We start from the raw sequence: 15,245 nt of genomic DNA, 5'->3' as shown, positions 1-15,245 counted from the left end.
ATATTTATAAATAATAAGGTTTATAATGATAATTTTTGGAAGTCAATGCTTTAAATATGTTCTTGCAAATTCTCCTAAACAGATACAAGAAGTATATCTATCAAAAGAAATTGATGAGTCATTAATAAAAGAAATTAGAAAGAATTATATAAAGATCATTCGCGTTGACAATAAAAAGGCGCAATCACTATCTAGAGGCGGTAATCATCAAGGCATAATTGCCAAAATAGACGACATAAATACAGCAGATATAAAGAGTGTGCTAGGACTAGATTCCATACTCGTTCTATGTGGGTTAACTGATGTAGGCAATATAGGTTCGATTGTTAGAACATGTCGTTGCTTAAATATTGGTGCAGTGATTTTATGCGATAGGGAATATCTTAAAATAAACGCTATAGAAGGAATATTTCGTGCTAGTAGCGGCGCATTATTAACACTACCATTTTGCACAATGGAATCTAGTCTTGAGGTAGCAAATCAACTTAAAAATCAAGAATTCTGCTTAATAGGGGCTGGAATGCAGCGCGATGCGTGGCATGTAAACAAATCACTTAATAATACAAAAAAGTGGGCTTTATTTATAGGTAGAGAAGATATAGGATTAAAACAAAAAATACTGAAAAAATTAGATAAAATCATACATATTGAAATGAACAATTTTGATTCACTAAATGCGAGTGTAGCTACTGGAATCTTGATTGATCGGATACAGCAGCAGAGATTTTAAGGACTAAGGAATGGAATGCAAGATTTTGATAAACTGAAAGAAATGGATATACAGGAGCTTCACAGTAAAACTCGCATAACAGTATCAAAGCTACAAGATATTATAAATAAAAACTTTGCAAATATACATCATATACGGGCGCATGGCTTTATTAAAATTCTAGAGAGAGAGCTAAACCTCAATTTAAAAAGCTGGATCGAAGAATATGAACAATATCAAAAATACAACAATCTAAATGCAATTCCTAAAAAAGTAGAATCTAAAGTAAGTCCGAGCTCAACGCAAGACACGAAAGATATAAAAGATATAGAAATAAGCACAAATACAAAACATAAAACATATAGTAATAAAACAAAGGAACCTAAAAACGATATAGATACACATGAAATTACTCCAAAAGATTCACCTAAAGTCAATGAAAAACAAAGCAGGCCAATCATAAAAACAAAAAAATCATATATTCCTAGCAAACCTTCAGTAAGATTGCATAGCAATAAGGATAATAGAACAAAAAAAATCATAGTATTTGCATTCATTCTAACATTGGTAATACTACTAATTATTATCACTATAATATATAATATGAATAACGATACAACTAACAAAGAGGTAATCATAGAACAAGCAGAAGAGATAATACCAAGCAAAAGAGATTTGTATCCAAGAATTCTCTTAGAAGACGCGCTTCTTGATAGAGAATTAAATGAAAACTCTAATAAAGCACAACCTGAAAATATAATGGACAATAAAACTGATAAAAATCAAACAGAAACATCAAAAAGCGAGAAATCAGAAGAATTAGCACAAACAGCAAATACAAATGGATTAGAAAGCACTCTCACTATAATACCCAAAACAGACGTGTGGTTTGCATGGGTGGATCTTGATACCAAACAGAATGGTGAAAAATACACCAAAACTTCATTTAGCATTCAAACAAAAGGTGATATCATATTTCACTTTGGAAATATGATACTTACATTTAATATAAATGGAGAAGATTATAGCTTTAATAAAGGCTCAGTTACATATATGCTATATAGTAAAAATTTTGGATTGAAGGAAATATCTCAAAAAGAATATAACTCAATGAAGAAAAAGGCAATCTAATGATATGCAGATTTGGATATTTCAATATCCTAACATTTTTGCTTTTTTCCTGCAACTGTTTATTACTTTGGGGAGAAAATTACGATTTACATACAAAGATCAAGGAATACATTCAACCAAAGACCTATCAAACCAACGCTAAATTTATACAAAAACTATTCAAAAATGAAAGTGCTTTTTATAAGAACGGTAATGTTGATGTAATTAAAATCCTTAATAACCTAAAAAACAATGGCTTACTAGCACTAAAGCTAAATAAGCCAAGCAATATAAAAATATCATTTAGAGTTAATGAAAAAAATCGCACAGATTTTGAGCCTAGCTTTATATTCCTTGCATACGCAACAAGCAACCTATTAACAAATATGGGATATTCCTACTTTTATGTAACAAATGCAAAGAAAAATAATGATGTAATATCGGTTAGTTATACACTTAATTCAGAATCTCAAATAGATCCTACAGTGATAATTAGCAATATCCAAAGTAGAGGATACAATGTAATTGATGTTAGCAAGGATTCAGAACTTCATTGGATATATGATATACGACTTGAGCAGCCTAAAATTACAAATGCTCAGCAGATAAAAGATGGTGAGATAGAGCTAAATCAAGTAAGTGGTAAATATTGGATAATTGTTGATAGTGCTGGAATACTAGAAATAATGCTAAACAACGAAGAGAAATGGAACCCAAAGATTCTAATATTTGATAATAATATGAACTTGCTAAATGCAATTATGCAAAAAGAGATGAAACAAAAGCAAGTAATAAATACAAATTCAAATATACTATTTTTAATGATAACAGATAATTACAATCCAGCTAGATTAAGCAATGGAATCAAAATTATTTTTAACCCTAAATAACTTAATAGGTTAAGGAGAGATTATGTGTGGGATTGTAGGCTATATTGGAGATAAGGATAAAAAAGAAATTATTCTTAGCGGATTAAAAGAGCTAGAATATAGAGGTTATGATAGTGCAGGTATGGCTGTTTTGCAAGATTCAAAACTTCAGACTTTCCGAGTGTTAGGCAAGCTTAAAAATCTAGAAGCATTGCTAAAGGATTCTAAGTTTTGTGGACATGGTATAGGCATTGGTCATACAAGATGGGCTACACATGGTAAGCCTAGTGAAGCAAATGCACACCCACATAGCACAGATAAGAGCGCAGTAATTCATAATGGAATCATAGAAAACTACAAAGAGCTTAGAGTAGAGCTAGAACAAAAAAATATCACATTCTCTAGCCAAACTGATACAGAAGTAATAATTCATCTATTTGAAGTATATTCAGCAAAACTTAGTCCTGAAAAAGCATTTAAGGAAACTATAAAAAGACTACAAGGAGCATACTCCATACTTCTTATTACAACAATGCAACCAGATAGAATCTTCTATGCTAAACAACATTCACCTTTATTAATTGGAGTTAAATACCAAGAGCAAGACTACATTGAAAACCAAATCGAAGAAAATAATGTAAATAAAAATCAAGATTGTAATAATTCTAATACAAACCAAAATATAAACAAAAAATCATTATCTACTAATGGCAAAATTAGCTCCATATTCCTTGCTAGCAGTGATGCAGCACTAATAGGATTTATTGACTATGTGCTATATTTAGATGATGGGGAAATAGGTAGCATCTGCTTAAATAATATTGATGAGAATCTTATAAAACGATTAAAGCCCTTCTATATGCAAAAAGCCTATGCCCAGAAAGATGGTTACCGATACTTCATGGAAAAGGAAATCTATGAGCAAGAAAAAGTTCTATTTGAAACATTAATGGGTAGAGTAAGTCAAGGCAGAATAGAACTAGACGAATTAGATTCGAATTTTTTTTCACATTTTAAAAGCATAGCCATTTGTGCCTGCGGAACTAGCTATCACAGTGCCCTAGTAGGTAAATATCTATTAGAGAGAAAAGCAGCAATCCGAACTACAACTCACATTGCAAGCGAATTTAGATATGCAAAACCTATGTTGGAAAAAGATGAGCTATTCATAGTAATATCTCAAAGCGGTGAGACTGCAGACACATTGCAAGCACTAAAATTAGCAAAGGAGAAAGGGCTAGTAACACTTGCAATATGCAATGTAGATAACAGCTCTATGGTGCGTTTGGCTGATTATTGTTTGCTTACTCGTGCAGGGATAGAAAAGGGAGTAGCAAGCACAAAAGCTTTTGCAACACAAGTAATGGTTCTATGGGTATTTGCTGTTTTACTTGGACAAAAGAGGGGCAAAGTTGATCAAATAGGTATAGATAGTGAAACAAAGGCTATGCTAAACGCCATAAAAGCAACTAAAATAATGCCTTTTTTACATGAAAAAATCAAAAGATTATCTAAGAGATATTTGCATGGGCATGGATTCTTTTTTATTGGGCGAGATATTTTCTATCCGCTAGCACTAGAGGGCGCATTAAAGCTAAAAGAAATCAGTTATCTACATGCAGAAGGATATGCTAGTGGAGAAATGAAACATGGACCAATAGCCCTTGCTGATAGCGAGCTATTCACATTAGCACTTATGCCTAAGAACCTATTGTATGAGAAAAATAGAAGCAATGTAGAGGAACTTATTGCTAGAGATTCTATTGTATGCGCAATTAGCCCTATTGAGTTTGAGCTAGCCGATGATATGGTAAAGATTCCAGAGTTTGATAGCTATATGGAGGAATTTTTTTCTATGATGGTGATATTACAACTACTAGCACTAGAAATTGCCATTCGTCTAAACAATGATGTAGATATGCCAAGAAATTTAGCCAAAAGTGTTACTGTGGAATAACATCTCAAACTAACAAATAAGTATTATTGTTTCTAGATATAAATAAGTAAAAATATTAATAGCAATATCTTTCATGCCCATCAAGGATTTAAATAAATATTATAAATTCAAAATAAACATGGCAATTATAAATATACAAGAAAAATATTATAAAAAAGATAAAGACATTGAATCTAGTGTTTTGTTAAGAATGTATCATTTGCTTACAAGATTATCATTAATAATATGACTTAATAATTAATTTCCTTAATATGTCAAATATACTTAACATATGTGGATACAATAATAAAGCAAAAAATGCGAGGAGGCATATATGATAAAGCAAAAATATATGACGCGTTTGCATACTAGTATATTAAATCATTTTATAGTCGGACTTGCATTAATATGCCCACTATTTGGCACGGATTACACATACTACAACATGCCACAATCTATATTTGTAAATGGTAATGTTCAAGATACAGTTACTGCAAGCCCGGGCAATGGGGATATGACAACAATAGGATCTGGAAGAAATCCTAGCCTTAACATTAGTGGAAGCAACAATTCCATATATTCATTGCAAGTAAAAAGCCCTACAAATGTTAATGGTGTTACATATTATCTTGGTGGAATTAGCGTAAATGGCAATATTAGTGCAACAATATCTAATGTACATACACTATCGTTAGAAACAGGTAGTATTAGTGTTGGTAGTGGAACTAGCTTACATGTTTTTTCAAGTGGAAACAGGATCAATGCTCAATCTAGCGATTATGGAGGAGAATCTAAAGTTAGATTTAGCAAAAGCACAAGACTAACACTAAACCATAATTCTAATGTAAAATTTACCAATGCTACATTTTTCATTCACGATGGAGTTGGAAATATTGCCAATCAATCTACATTAGAAGCACAAGCTATCACAATTAGATTGCAAGGTGAGCTAAACAATAGAGGTAATCTTAAACTTACAGGAGAAGTTTATAACATTGGTAGCCAAATAAATATCTCTACTAATGGCATCTCAAATATGACAAATATAAACGGGACAATTACCATAAACGGGAATCTTTACAATGGAGGACAAGCAAAGGTAGATACAACAGGATCAATATTTGGTGGATTCAATGTCTTTGATCCTCAATTTGGTGGTGGTGGAAATATAACACTATATGGTGGTAGTATGAATGTAATGGGAAATATCATATCCTCTCAAGGAGGAGATTTACTTAATGGTGGAGGTATTTCAAATGCACGCAATTCCTCTATTGGAATCTACGGAGCAACTCTTACTGCAAACAATCTTACCAATAAAATAGGTAGCAGTATTATATTTGGCGCATACAACGATGATGTAGGTAAATTCACAGGCGCACTTAATAATGAAAATTCTCAAAATGCCTCAATTATTATTGACATTGCAGGTGCAAAAGCTGGCACACATCAGATAATAAATGGCAATCTATCTGGAAATATAACCATTGGAACGCATGTGCAACTAAATAACGGCAACACTGAATTTGCATCTACTAGCTTAGGCTCGAATAACAATAACCAATGGAATGGCTCTGTGACATTAAGCATCAATGAACAAGCTATAAAGTCTTTCAAGTCATCTTTGAATGCTAATTCCCAAGCTATCCTAAGTAGCTTTGGAGATAGAATATATACATTGCAGGGTGCAACTAGAATAAATATTGCAAAAGATATAAAAGAATTTAACAAAAACTTGCAATCACAATTTTTATTAACTCCATTTAGCCTTATTGACACTATAAAAAGCAATACTAAATTCGATCCTACCATTGTCCTACAAAGTGCAACTAGCTCATTTATATCTGATGTAAATGCTATTGGAGGAGGTGTAGCAGGCTCTTTAGTCGGAGGCTTTGGAGGTATAAAAGCTGGATTTGGTTATAGATTAGGTAATATAATTTTATATTCTAATATCGCATATATGTATGGTAGCATGCAGGGAGCAAAAAATGATTTTGTGTTATTAGATTCTGAGTTTCTTGCTCAAAGCCATAGTATTGGATTAAATGCCAATGCCAAAACATACTTTCTAACTGATGGCAAACTAGAGCTTGATATAGGACTTGGATATTTTGTTTCACTAATTGATTCTAATCGCAATGTGAAATTAAACTCTCCTACGCAAAGCTTTGGCTCAAACTATGGAGTTCATCAATTTAGCCTTGACTTAACAACTGCTTATCGCATAGAAATGGGGGTTCTATCTATAAGCCCAAGGGTAAAACTTATACAAAGCTACAATATAATATCTGGCTTTAGTGAGAATGCGAATCCAAGTAATAATAATATAGCGCAAAGCATAAGTGTTCCACAATATAATGCTTATTATATGAGTATTGCCATAGGTTCAGGAGCTAATTGGAGATTAGGTTCTAATAAGTATATAACCTTTGGATTAGACTATGAGCATTTTTTATTTAGCACACAGGATTTTCACTTAATATTTCAAAATGGCGAAAGAATTAGCTTTAGCTCACCATATACCTCTAGAATAGGAGTTGTTATTGGAGGTAGATTTGATATAAACAATAATATAAGTCTTGGGATTGAAGGAATATTTAAAACTACTATAAATGATGATACCAATATATATTATTATGGTGTTAACGGGGTATTTAGTTATTTATTTTAATTGCAATTTTATTTTTGTTTCAAATTCATGTAATTGAAATCAAAAGAAAAGATTAAAAAATATTTATTATTCTTATAAGATGTCTTATTTTACTCAAAATGGCAAAAGAATAAAGTGCAATGCAATAAAACCATAAGAATAAACATCTCAAAAACTATAAGAGAATATCATACACTTAAACGCACAAAGATTTAATAATAGATAACAACCTCATCTATGTTTAATCTAACTTTGTCGTATTTTGGCTCATCTCTCCTATATCCAAGGCTTAGTATCACGGCTGTTTGGAATGGATACCCAAGACTTAGAAAGCTATCTACCTTATCCTTCTCAAAACCACCTATCATACAAGAATCAATGCCCCTACTCATAGCGGCTAGAGCCATTTGCATAAGTGCTAGATAGCAATCTGACTTGGCATAGGCATAGAGTTGCTCATCATTTAAGGTATTTGTCTCATATGTATAAGCGTTTAACACTTGATTAAATTTTTTTTCATTATCGGGAGGACAAATTCTGCTAATTTGCTTTTTAATGTAATCATCTTTTGCTTGTAAATCAGTCCTTGCTAGCAAGATAATATTATGGCTTGCAGTAGCTACATTCTCTTGATTAAAGCAAATTTTGCTAAGACTTGTATTATCTCTCTTAGATACGACTACAAATTTCCATGGTTCAAATCCGCATGTGCTAGGGGCTAATCTACCTGCATTGAGTATAAAATCTAAGTCATCTTTATTGATCTCTTTATCATTAAACGCCTTACATGCAAATCTCTTTTCTATTATTTCACAAAAATGCAAATTCACAATTTTTCCTTTATTTAAGATATAGCAAAAATTATATACAAAATATTTCAATAAATATCCTTGCTACTTAAACTTACCTTTGTGGTAGAATCACTGGCTATTTGTTTTATACTAATAAGACATAAATGCCAAAGGGGAGTTATGATTATATTTAACCAAAAAGTAAATCAAGTATTTTGCAAATCAATAAGCCGTAGTATCATTGTAATTTCAACTTGGCTAATGATGCTAACAATCCAAAATGTGCATGCAGAAGAAACAACAAGCCCCATAGAAGACAAAGATAGTGGATATGGGAAGTTAAAAATTGCTTGGGGGTTTGGTTATGGCTTTGATTGGCGCAAAAGCAATCTAATAAAAAATACATCCAATCAAAAAACAAGCGGTATAGACAATAAATATGGATTAATCGCTTCATTTCAGTATACTTTAAACCCAAGCGTATTTATAGAGTTGCCAATAATCATATCATATCTTGCCCCTAGCACTAGATACTTCAATAGTTATCACAATAATTCAGGTGATGGATATAATATAGATGTAAGCATATTGGGTAACTATTATCTCATTGTAAAAAATGGCTTTAGTTTTTTACCTAAGGCAGGATTAGGATATACCTTTGGATATATGTGGCAAACTAGCACAAGACTTGTAATTGATAAAAATATAAATGATACATCAAGCGTAATACAAAGTTCATTTTTTATAAGACTTGGTGCGGAGGTTGGTTATTTTAAACATCATATTGGAATATTCTTCAATTATTATTTTTTGACAAATGAATTTAGTAGTATCAAAATGCGCACAGCTCAAACAAGCGCGAATGCAGCAATACAACCTCCAGTTACAATTGATTCTAGTAATACCTATTTAGATTCATTTGGAACAAATATCTATTATATGTATCGCTTCTAAATATAACTTTTATAATAAATGACAAAAATACAAATACTAACTGCATGAACTAGATGAAAGCCATATACCAACTTACATTTGAAAGGATATATATATTATGCTAAAAGCCTAACTAATCTTGCTACCATTTTCTCGCTTTTGTTCTGGGTTTATTATGCTAAGTCCGTTTGAATCCTTAGCAACTAACAACATACCCTCACTTATCTCTGACATTATCTTGGCAGGCTTAAGATTGACAATAACACAAACTTGTTTACCAATTAGATCTTTACTATCATAGTATTCTGCAATACCAGCAATAATTTGTCTCTCTATAGTATCACCTATATCAACTTTTAGCTTAAGTAACTTATGACTCTTAGGTAGCCTATTGGCATCTAGTATAGTCCCTACTCTAATTTCTATTTTGCTAAAGTCATCTATGGATACAGAATTTAAGGATGTATGTGGTTTTAGTTGATTATTTGAGCTATCATCATTTTGATTTATTGTTACATTGTTAGAATCTAAAATGTCAGATTCCAAATTATTAGAGGAATCTGCATTTTTGGATTCTATCCTCTTAGATTCTATCTTAGGAAATAAAGCCTCAACCTTTGTAAGAACAAAATCTTGCAAATATCCTTGTTGACTAATCAAATATGTAAAGTTGGCAGGATTAATAGCAAAACCAAGACATCTTGCAATTTTTTCGCAGGAGTTTGGCATAACAGGATATAACAACAATCCAGCCTTTGCAAGAATATTTGCAATTAAATTTAAGAACTCTTTACATTCTTTATTCTTATTTGATTTCATTAGCTCCCATGGGGCAACCTTAGTAATCATTTCATTGCCTAGATACAAAAGCTCCCAAACAGATTCCAAATATTTATTAAGTTGCATATTTTCTATATATACATGACACTCTGTTGTTATCGAATTAATTTTTTCAAGTTGGTCATGATAACTATTTCTACAAAAACTCTCTTTTAATTCAAAGTTAAAATATTTTTCACTCATACCTTGTAAACGATTAAGCAAATTGCCCAAATCATTGCTAAGTTCTCCATTATTTCGATTGATTAACGCAGTTTGGGAAAAATCACCATCTTGCCCAAATGGCACTTCTTTCAATAAAAAGTATCGAAAAATATCCATTGGATAAGCTTGCTGAATTTCTAACGGATTTACCACATTTCCCAAGCTCTTGCTCATTTTTACACCATTAATTGTCCACCAACCATGCACAAAAATATGTTTTGGAAGAGGAACATCAAGACTCATCAAAAATGCTGGCCAATAAATTGCATGAAATCGCAAAATATCCTTACCAACTATATGGGTAGCATGCTCAAAATATTGCATATTTGAATTTAAACACGGATCTTGGTCTAAATGATTTTGCAAGATTTCCTTTGCATTTGATTGCGTAAGTCCATAGCCTAGAGCACTAATATAACTTATTAACGCATCAAGCCATACATATATAATATGTTTTTCATCATGTAATTTTTCTGGGATTGGTATCCCCCACTTAAAGCTTGTGCGAGTAATAGACAAATCTTGTAAGCCCTGCTCTACAAATGCTATGACTTCATTTTTCTTGTGTAATGGCAAAATACATTTAGCATTATCTCTATACCATGTAAGTAGCCTATCTTGATATTTTGATAGGGCGAAGAAATAACTTTCCTCTTTGACTATTTGAGTTTCCTTACCACAATCAGGACAATATATCTCATCAAAGACTTGCGTTTGAGTAAAAAAACTCTCACAGCTGACGCAATATCTACCTTCATACTCCCCCTTATATATATCACCCTTGTCAAACATAATCTCAAATGCTTTCTGCACAGATATCTTGTGTTCTACAAATGTTGTCCGAATAAATTTATCATAATCGATTCCAAAACAATCCCATGTATCTTGAAATCTCTTGGCAATGGAATCAACATATTGTCCTATATCCATATTTTTTTTCTTTGCTGCCCCTTCGATTTTCTGCCCATGCTCATCAGTCCCAGTTAACAAAAAAATATCATTTCCTTGCAAATTCCAATATTTTTTCAATACATCAGCAATAATTGTTGTATAAGCATGTCCAATATGAGGGATATCATTAACATAATAGATAGGAGTAGTAAGTAGTTGTTTCATTATTTTCCTCTTAATAATAATTCGGTTAAAGCATGCAATTATACTTATAAAATCATCTTAAATCAATAATTCAAGCATCTTCAATATATGTAGAATTAATAAAATATAAGCTATAATTTAGGCTTTTTAAGTCTGACAAATTTTACCTATTTAAGGATTTTTATGCCAACACTAAAGCAAGCAATGTCTCTTAAACCACATGAGATAGAGAATCTAAAGCATGATTTGTGTAAAAAGATAGAATCCTCATACAAAGAATTAAATGCCTATATACAAACACCAAAAATTCAAGAAAAAGACAAGGGCAAGATTCCAATCCTAATCAAAGACAACATTTGTGTAAAAGATAGCCCACTAACTTGTGCTAGCAATATATTACATGGTTATGTATCTCCATATAGCGCAACCGCGATAGAGAAGTTAGAACAATCCAATCTATGCGCATTTGGTAGAGCAAATATGGACGAATTTGGAATGGGCAGCACAACTGAAAAAAGTTGCTATGGTAGAACTAAGAATCCTTATAGCACAGCAATAGTCCCTGGCGGCTCAAGTGGTGGAAGTGCTGCAGCAGTAGCAGCAGGCATAGCTATTGCTAGCCTTGGTAGCGATACAGGAGGTAGTATTCGTCAACCAGCTAGCTATTGCGGTGTAGTAGGTCTAAAGCCTAGCTATGGTAGAGTTAGTAGATATGGGCTAGTAGCATATAGTTCAAGCCTTGAGCAAATTGGACCTATTACTCAAAATGTAGAAGATGCTAGCTTATTACTTGACATAATAAGCGGAAAATGCGATAAAGATTCTACTTGCTTGCAAAATGATTCAACTTCTACATTTTCAAAATTAAATCCAAACAAAACTTTCAAAATCGCTGTGCTAGAAGAATTCATAGAAAAAGCAACTAAAGAAGTGCAAACTGCATACTACGATACTATAAAAGTACTAGATTCTATAGGACATACTATTTTTCAAAAAAAAATGCTAAATGTAGATTATCACATAAGTAGCTACTACATAATAGCAATGGCAGAGGCTAGTGCGAATCTAGCACGATTTGATGGCATCAGATATGGTAAAAGAGCAGAAGGTGAAAATCTAAGGGAAATATATTTTAATTCACGTGCGCAATTTGGCGATGAAGTAAAAAAGAGGATTCTACTTGGGACATTTGTGCTTAGTAGTGGATACTATGATGCATATTATCTAAAAGCACAAAAGGTGAGATCGATAATCAAGAAGCAATATGAAGATATATTTCAAGATTGCGATATGATATTTATGCCTGTTGCGCCTAGTGTAGCCCCTAAATGTAATGCAACAAAAACATCTCTTGAAATGTATCTAAGCGATATTTACACAATAGGGGTAAACTTAGCTGGATTGCCTGCTATAAGCATTCCCGTAGTTAAGAAGCCACTACCAATAGGCATGCAATTTATAGGAAGATTCCTAGATGAGCAAAATATCCTTAATGCAGCATTTGGCTTAGAGAGAGAGCTTGGGCTTTCAACCACACATAAATTTTAGATTCTAAATCTCCCATTATGTAATTATTATGACATTATCATTTTGACTCATATTTAGTTTAGACTATAATATAGACGCACACCTGATGTGTGCTTATCTAAATTAAATGTGAAGGAGTGTTTTATGTCTATTGATTATTTTTTACCTACTCGTAGTATTTTTGGTGAAGGATCAGTTAATGAGACTGGAGCTTTATTGAAAAGTTTTAATGTTGGTCGTGCTCTTATTGTTACTGATGCTTTTTTAGCTAAATCAGGTGCGGCTGAACAAGTGAAAAAAATTGTTGAAGGTGCAGGTCTTTTTGCTGCAATTTTTGGTGGTGCAGAGCCTAATCCTACAGATACGAATGTTGAGGCCGGACTTAAAGCTTTTAATGACAATAAGTGTGATTCAATTATCTCCCTTGGAGGTGGTTCTTCCCATGATTGTGCTAAAGCCATAGGTCTTGTTGCAAGTAATGGTGGTAGAATTCATGATTATGAAGGTGTTGATAAAGCAACAAAGGATCTCATGCCTCTATTAGCAGTCAACACAACTGCAGGTACTGCTTCAGAAATGACTCGTTTTTGCATCATCACGGATCTTTCACGAAAGGTAAAAATGGCAATTGTTGATTGGCGTGTAACACCAAAAGTTGCTATCAATGACCCAATGCTTCACAAAGGGATGCCGCCTAGTCTAACAGCAGCAACAGGTATGGATGCTATGACTCATGCAGTTGAAGCCTATGTTTCTACAGCTGCTAACCCTCTTACAGATGCTGCAGCTTTGGCAGCTGTAAGATTAATCTATAAATATCTACCAAAAGCAGTGGCTAATGGAGAATATATGAGAGCACGAGACAGAATGGCTTATGCTCAATTTTTAGCTGGTGTTGCTTTCAATAATGCTTCCTTAGGTTATGTGCATGCTATGGCACACCAATTAGGTGGCTATTATAATCTTCCTCATGGTGTGTGTAATGCTCTCTTACTGCCATATGTGGAAGAGTTCAATTTAATTGGTAATTTGGATCGTTTTAAAGATTTGGCACAAGCTATGGGTGAAAATGTAGAAGGTTTATCTACAGGTGAAGCAGCCTGTAAGGCTATCAAAGCACTTAGAACTATCAGCAAACAAGTAAACATTCCAGCTAATCTAAAAGTCCTTGGTGTAAAACCTGAAGATTTTGATATCATGGCAGAAAATGCAATGAAGGATGTCTGTGGATTCACCAACCCAAGAAAAGCAACCAAAGAAGATATTATTGAAATATTCCGCAAAGCATACGAAGGTGAATAATAGAGAATAATTGCTTTTACTAGAAGATGATTTTATTTTTATTGTCTAGAAATATTTATAATTTGCCAAAGAATCTTTGGCACTCCAAAGTAAAAACCAGAAAAAGAAAAGACTAATTTTAGTATCACCTATAGGAGCATAAATCTGCAAGATTCAAAAATCAAAGCCCACTTATAACATAAACATATCCGTTTAAGTTAACTTTGTCCTTTATCATGACAAAATTTTTTGCTCTTTTTTGGCAATTAGTCGAATGATGTTATCAGTATGAGTATAGATTATTAGTAATCCTATTAGCACAACAGGGACATGAGTTCCTATTTGTGTATTAATATCTATTGATTCTGGCAACGAAACAACTGAAGGAATAATAAAAGTAAATATAATTCCACTAATAACACCAAATAACGAAGAAAGACTTGAAACCTTAAAAAATTTACCTACAACACCCCAAACCAAAAGACCTAATACTCCTTCAATAGGAACAAGTAATAACACTGAACCTATAGCGGTAGATACTCCCTTGCCACCATAAAATCCAAGAAATGGACTATAACAATGCCCAATAATAGATAAAAAAGCAATAGTATATTGCGTTGCATAGTCTAGCCCCACAAGCTTTGCGAGCAACACTACAAGCAACCCTTTGATAGCATCAAGTATAAGCGTAATAAGAGAAAATAACTTTGCCTTTTTTATATCTATATCAGCAAATGCACGATAAACATTTGTTGCACCACTGCTTTTAGAGCCAATTTCTAAAAGATTTTTATTCGCAAAAATTTTAACAATAATCACACCTATAGGTAACCCACCCAACAAGTATGCAATAATATAAAATATTACATTGATATTTCCTAATATTTCAAACATTGAATCTATCATCTGCGCCCCTTTAAGCCTTAAGAACTCAATAATATAATTCAACAATTATAGCAACTTTATAACTGTTGCTTAGGCTTATAGCAAAATCCTTTAATTAATATTTAATGACAATATGCGCGGTAAATTACCCATGCTTAAAGCTGTGAAGACAAAAAAACTAAATCTTCTTATATATTCTTATATCTTAGTTAATCAACAAAGCTTTTGCTTAGAATCCAAAGTTTAGAATCAAAATAAACCCAACTACCCCCAACTCAAAACAAGCGAAGCGAAGTTTCTATGCGAAGCTGGAAAAACAAGCGAAGCGAAGTTTCTATGCGAAGCTGGAAAAACAAGCGAAGCGAAGTTTCTATGCGAAGCTGGAAAAACAAGCGAAGCGAAGTTTCTATGC

General features: G+C 32.7%; 11 protein-coding genes. 8 read left to right on the top strand and 3 right to left on the bottom strand.

The genetic code is table 11. From position 1 onward, the window contains the following. The first annotated feature begins 25 nt into the window (after positions 1-25). From rlmB to LS73_RS06740, 5 genes are all read left to right on the top strand, one after another. Positions 26-730: a 23S rRNA (guanosine(2251)-2'-O)-methyltransferase RlmB gene (gene rlmB / locus LS73_RS06765; RefSeq protein ID WP_034558586.1), complete on the top strand. Its 705-nt coding sequence runs from the start codon at positions 26-28 to the stop codon at positions 728-730. A 15-nt stretch (positions 731-745) separates the two neighbouring features. After that, the gene (locus LS73_RS06760; protein WP_052089803.1) at positions 746-1,840 is read left to right on the top strand and encodes a hypothetical protein; all 1,095 of its coding nucleotides are present in this window, start codon (positions 746-748) and stop codon (positions 1,838-1,840) included. Further along, positions 1,840-2,709: a hypothetical protein gene (locus tag LS73_RS06755; protein WP_052089805.1), complete on the top strand. Its 870-nt coding sequence runs from the start codon at positions 1,840-1,842 to the stop codon at positions 2,707-2,709. Before LS73_RS06760 ends, LS73_RS06755 begins: the two co-directional genes overlap by 1 nt. A gap of 22 nt (positions 2,710-2,731) precedes the next feature. Next, positions 2,732-4,645 carry a glutamine--fructose-6-phosphate transaminase (isomerizing) gene (gene glmS / locus LS73_RS10275; protein WP_034558588.1) on the top strand — a complete coding sequence of 638 codons (1,914 nt, stop codon included), beginning with the start codon at positions 2,732-2,734 and terminating at the stop codon, positions 4,643-4,645. Positions 4,646-4,958: 313 nt separating this feature from the next. Continuing rightward, positions 4,959-7,298 carry a hypothetical protein gene (locus tag LS73_RS06740; RefSeq protein ID WP_034558590.1) on the top strand — a complete coding sequence of 780 codons (2,340 nt, stop codon included), beginning with the start codon at positions 4,959-4,961 and terminating at the stop codon, positions 7,296-7,298. A gap of 191 nt (positions 7,299-7,489) precedes the next feature. On the opposite strand, the gene LS73_RS06735 is transcribed toward LS73_RS06740, so the two are convergent. Continuing rightward, positions 7,490-8,101 carry a nitroreductase family protein gene (locus LS73_RS06735; RefSeq protein ID WP_034558949.1) on the bottom strand — a complete coding sequence of 204 codons (612 nt, stop codon included), beginning with the start codon at positions 8,099-8,101 and terminating at the stop codon, positions 7,490-7,492. Between the two features lie 147 nt (positions 8,102-8,248). Between LS73_RS06735 and LS73_RS06730 the strand changes: the two genes are divergently transcribed. Then, complete coding sequence (locus LS73_RS06730; protein WP_034558592.1) at positions 8,249-9,022, top strand: hypothetical protein; 774 nt, start codon at positions 8,249-8,251, stop codon at positions 9,020-9,022. A gap of 108 nt (positions 9,023-9,130) precedes the next feature. Here the strand turns inward: LS73_RS06730 and metG are convergent, their stop codons facing one another. Continuing rightward, positions 9,131-11,161, bottom strand: a complete 2,031-nt coding sequence (gene metG / locus LS73_RS06725; protein WP_034558595.1) for a methionine--tRNA ligase — start codon at positions 11,159-11,161, stop codon at positions 9,131-9,133. A 162-nt stretch (positions 11,162-11,323) separates the two neighbouring features. On the opposite strand from metG, the gene gatA reads away from it, so the two are divergent. Continuing rightward, on the top strand, positions 11,324-12,688 hold the full coding sequence (gene gatA / locus LS73_RS06720; RefSeq protein ID WP_034558598.1) for an Asp-tRNA(Asn)/Glu-tRNA(Gln) amidotransferase subunit GatA: 1,365 nt from the start codon (positions 11,324-11,326) through the stop codon (positions 12,686-12,688). A 123-nt stretch (positions 12,689-12,811) separates the two neighbouring features. Then, positions 12,812-13,969 (top strand): iron-containing alcohol dehydrogenase, encoded by a 1,158-nt coding sequence (locus LS73_RS06715; RefSeq protein ID WP_034558601.1) that lies wholly within the window; start codon positions 12,812-12,814, stop codon positions 13,967-13,969. Positions 13,970-14,182: 213 nt separating this feature from the next. On the opposite strand, the gene plsY is transcribed toward LS73_RS06715, so the two are convergent. Next, positions 14,183-14,854 carry a glycerol-3-phosphate 1-O-acyltransferase PlsY gene (plsY, locus tag LS73_RS06710; RefSeq protein ID WP_034558603.1) on the bottom strand — a complete coding sequence of 224 codons (672 nt, stop codon included), beginning with the start codon at positions 14,852-14,854 and terminating at the stop codon, positions 14,183-14,185. Between the last annotated feature and the right edge of the window lie 391 nt (positions 14,855-15,245).

Origin of the sequence: Helicobacter muridarum, assembly GCF_000765805.2 — a bacterium.
GTDB lineage: Bacteria > Campylobacterota > Campylobacteria > Campylobacterales > Helicobacteraceae > Helicobacter_A > Helicobacter_A muridarum.
The sequence above is the reverse complement of the archived record's forward strand: the minus strand, read 5'-3'. Positions and strand labels throughout refer to the sequence as shown.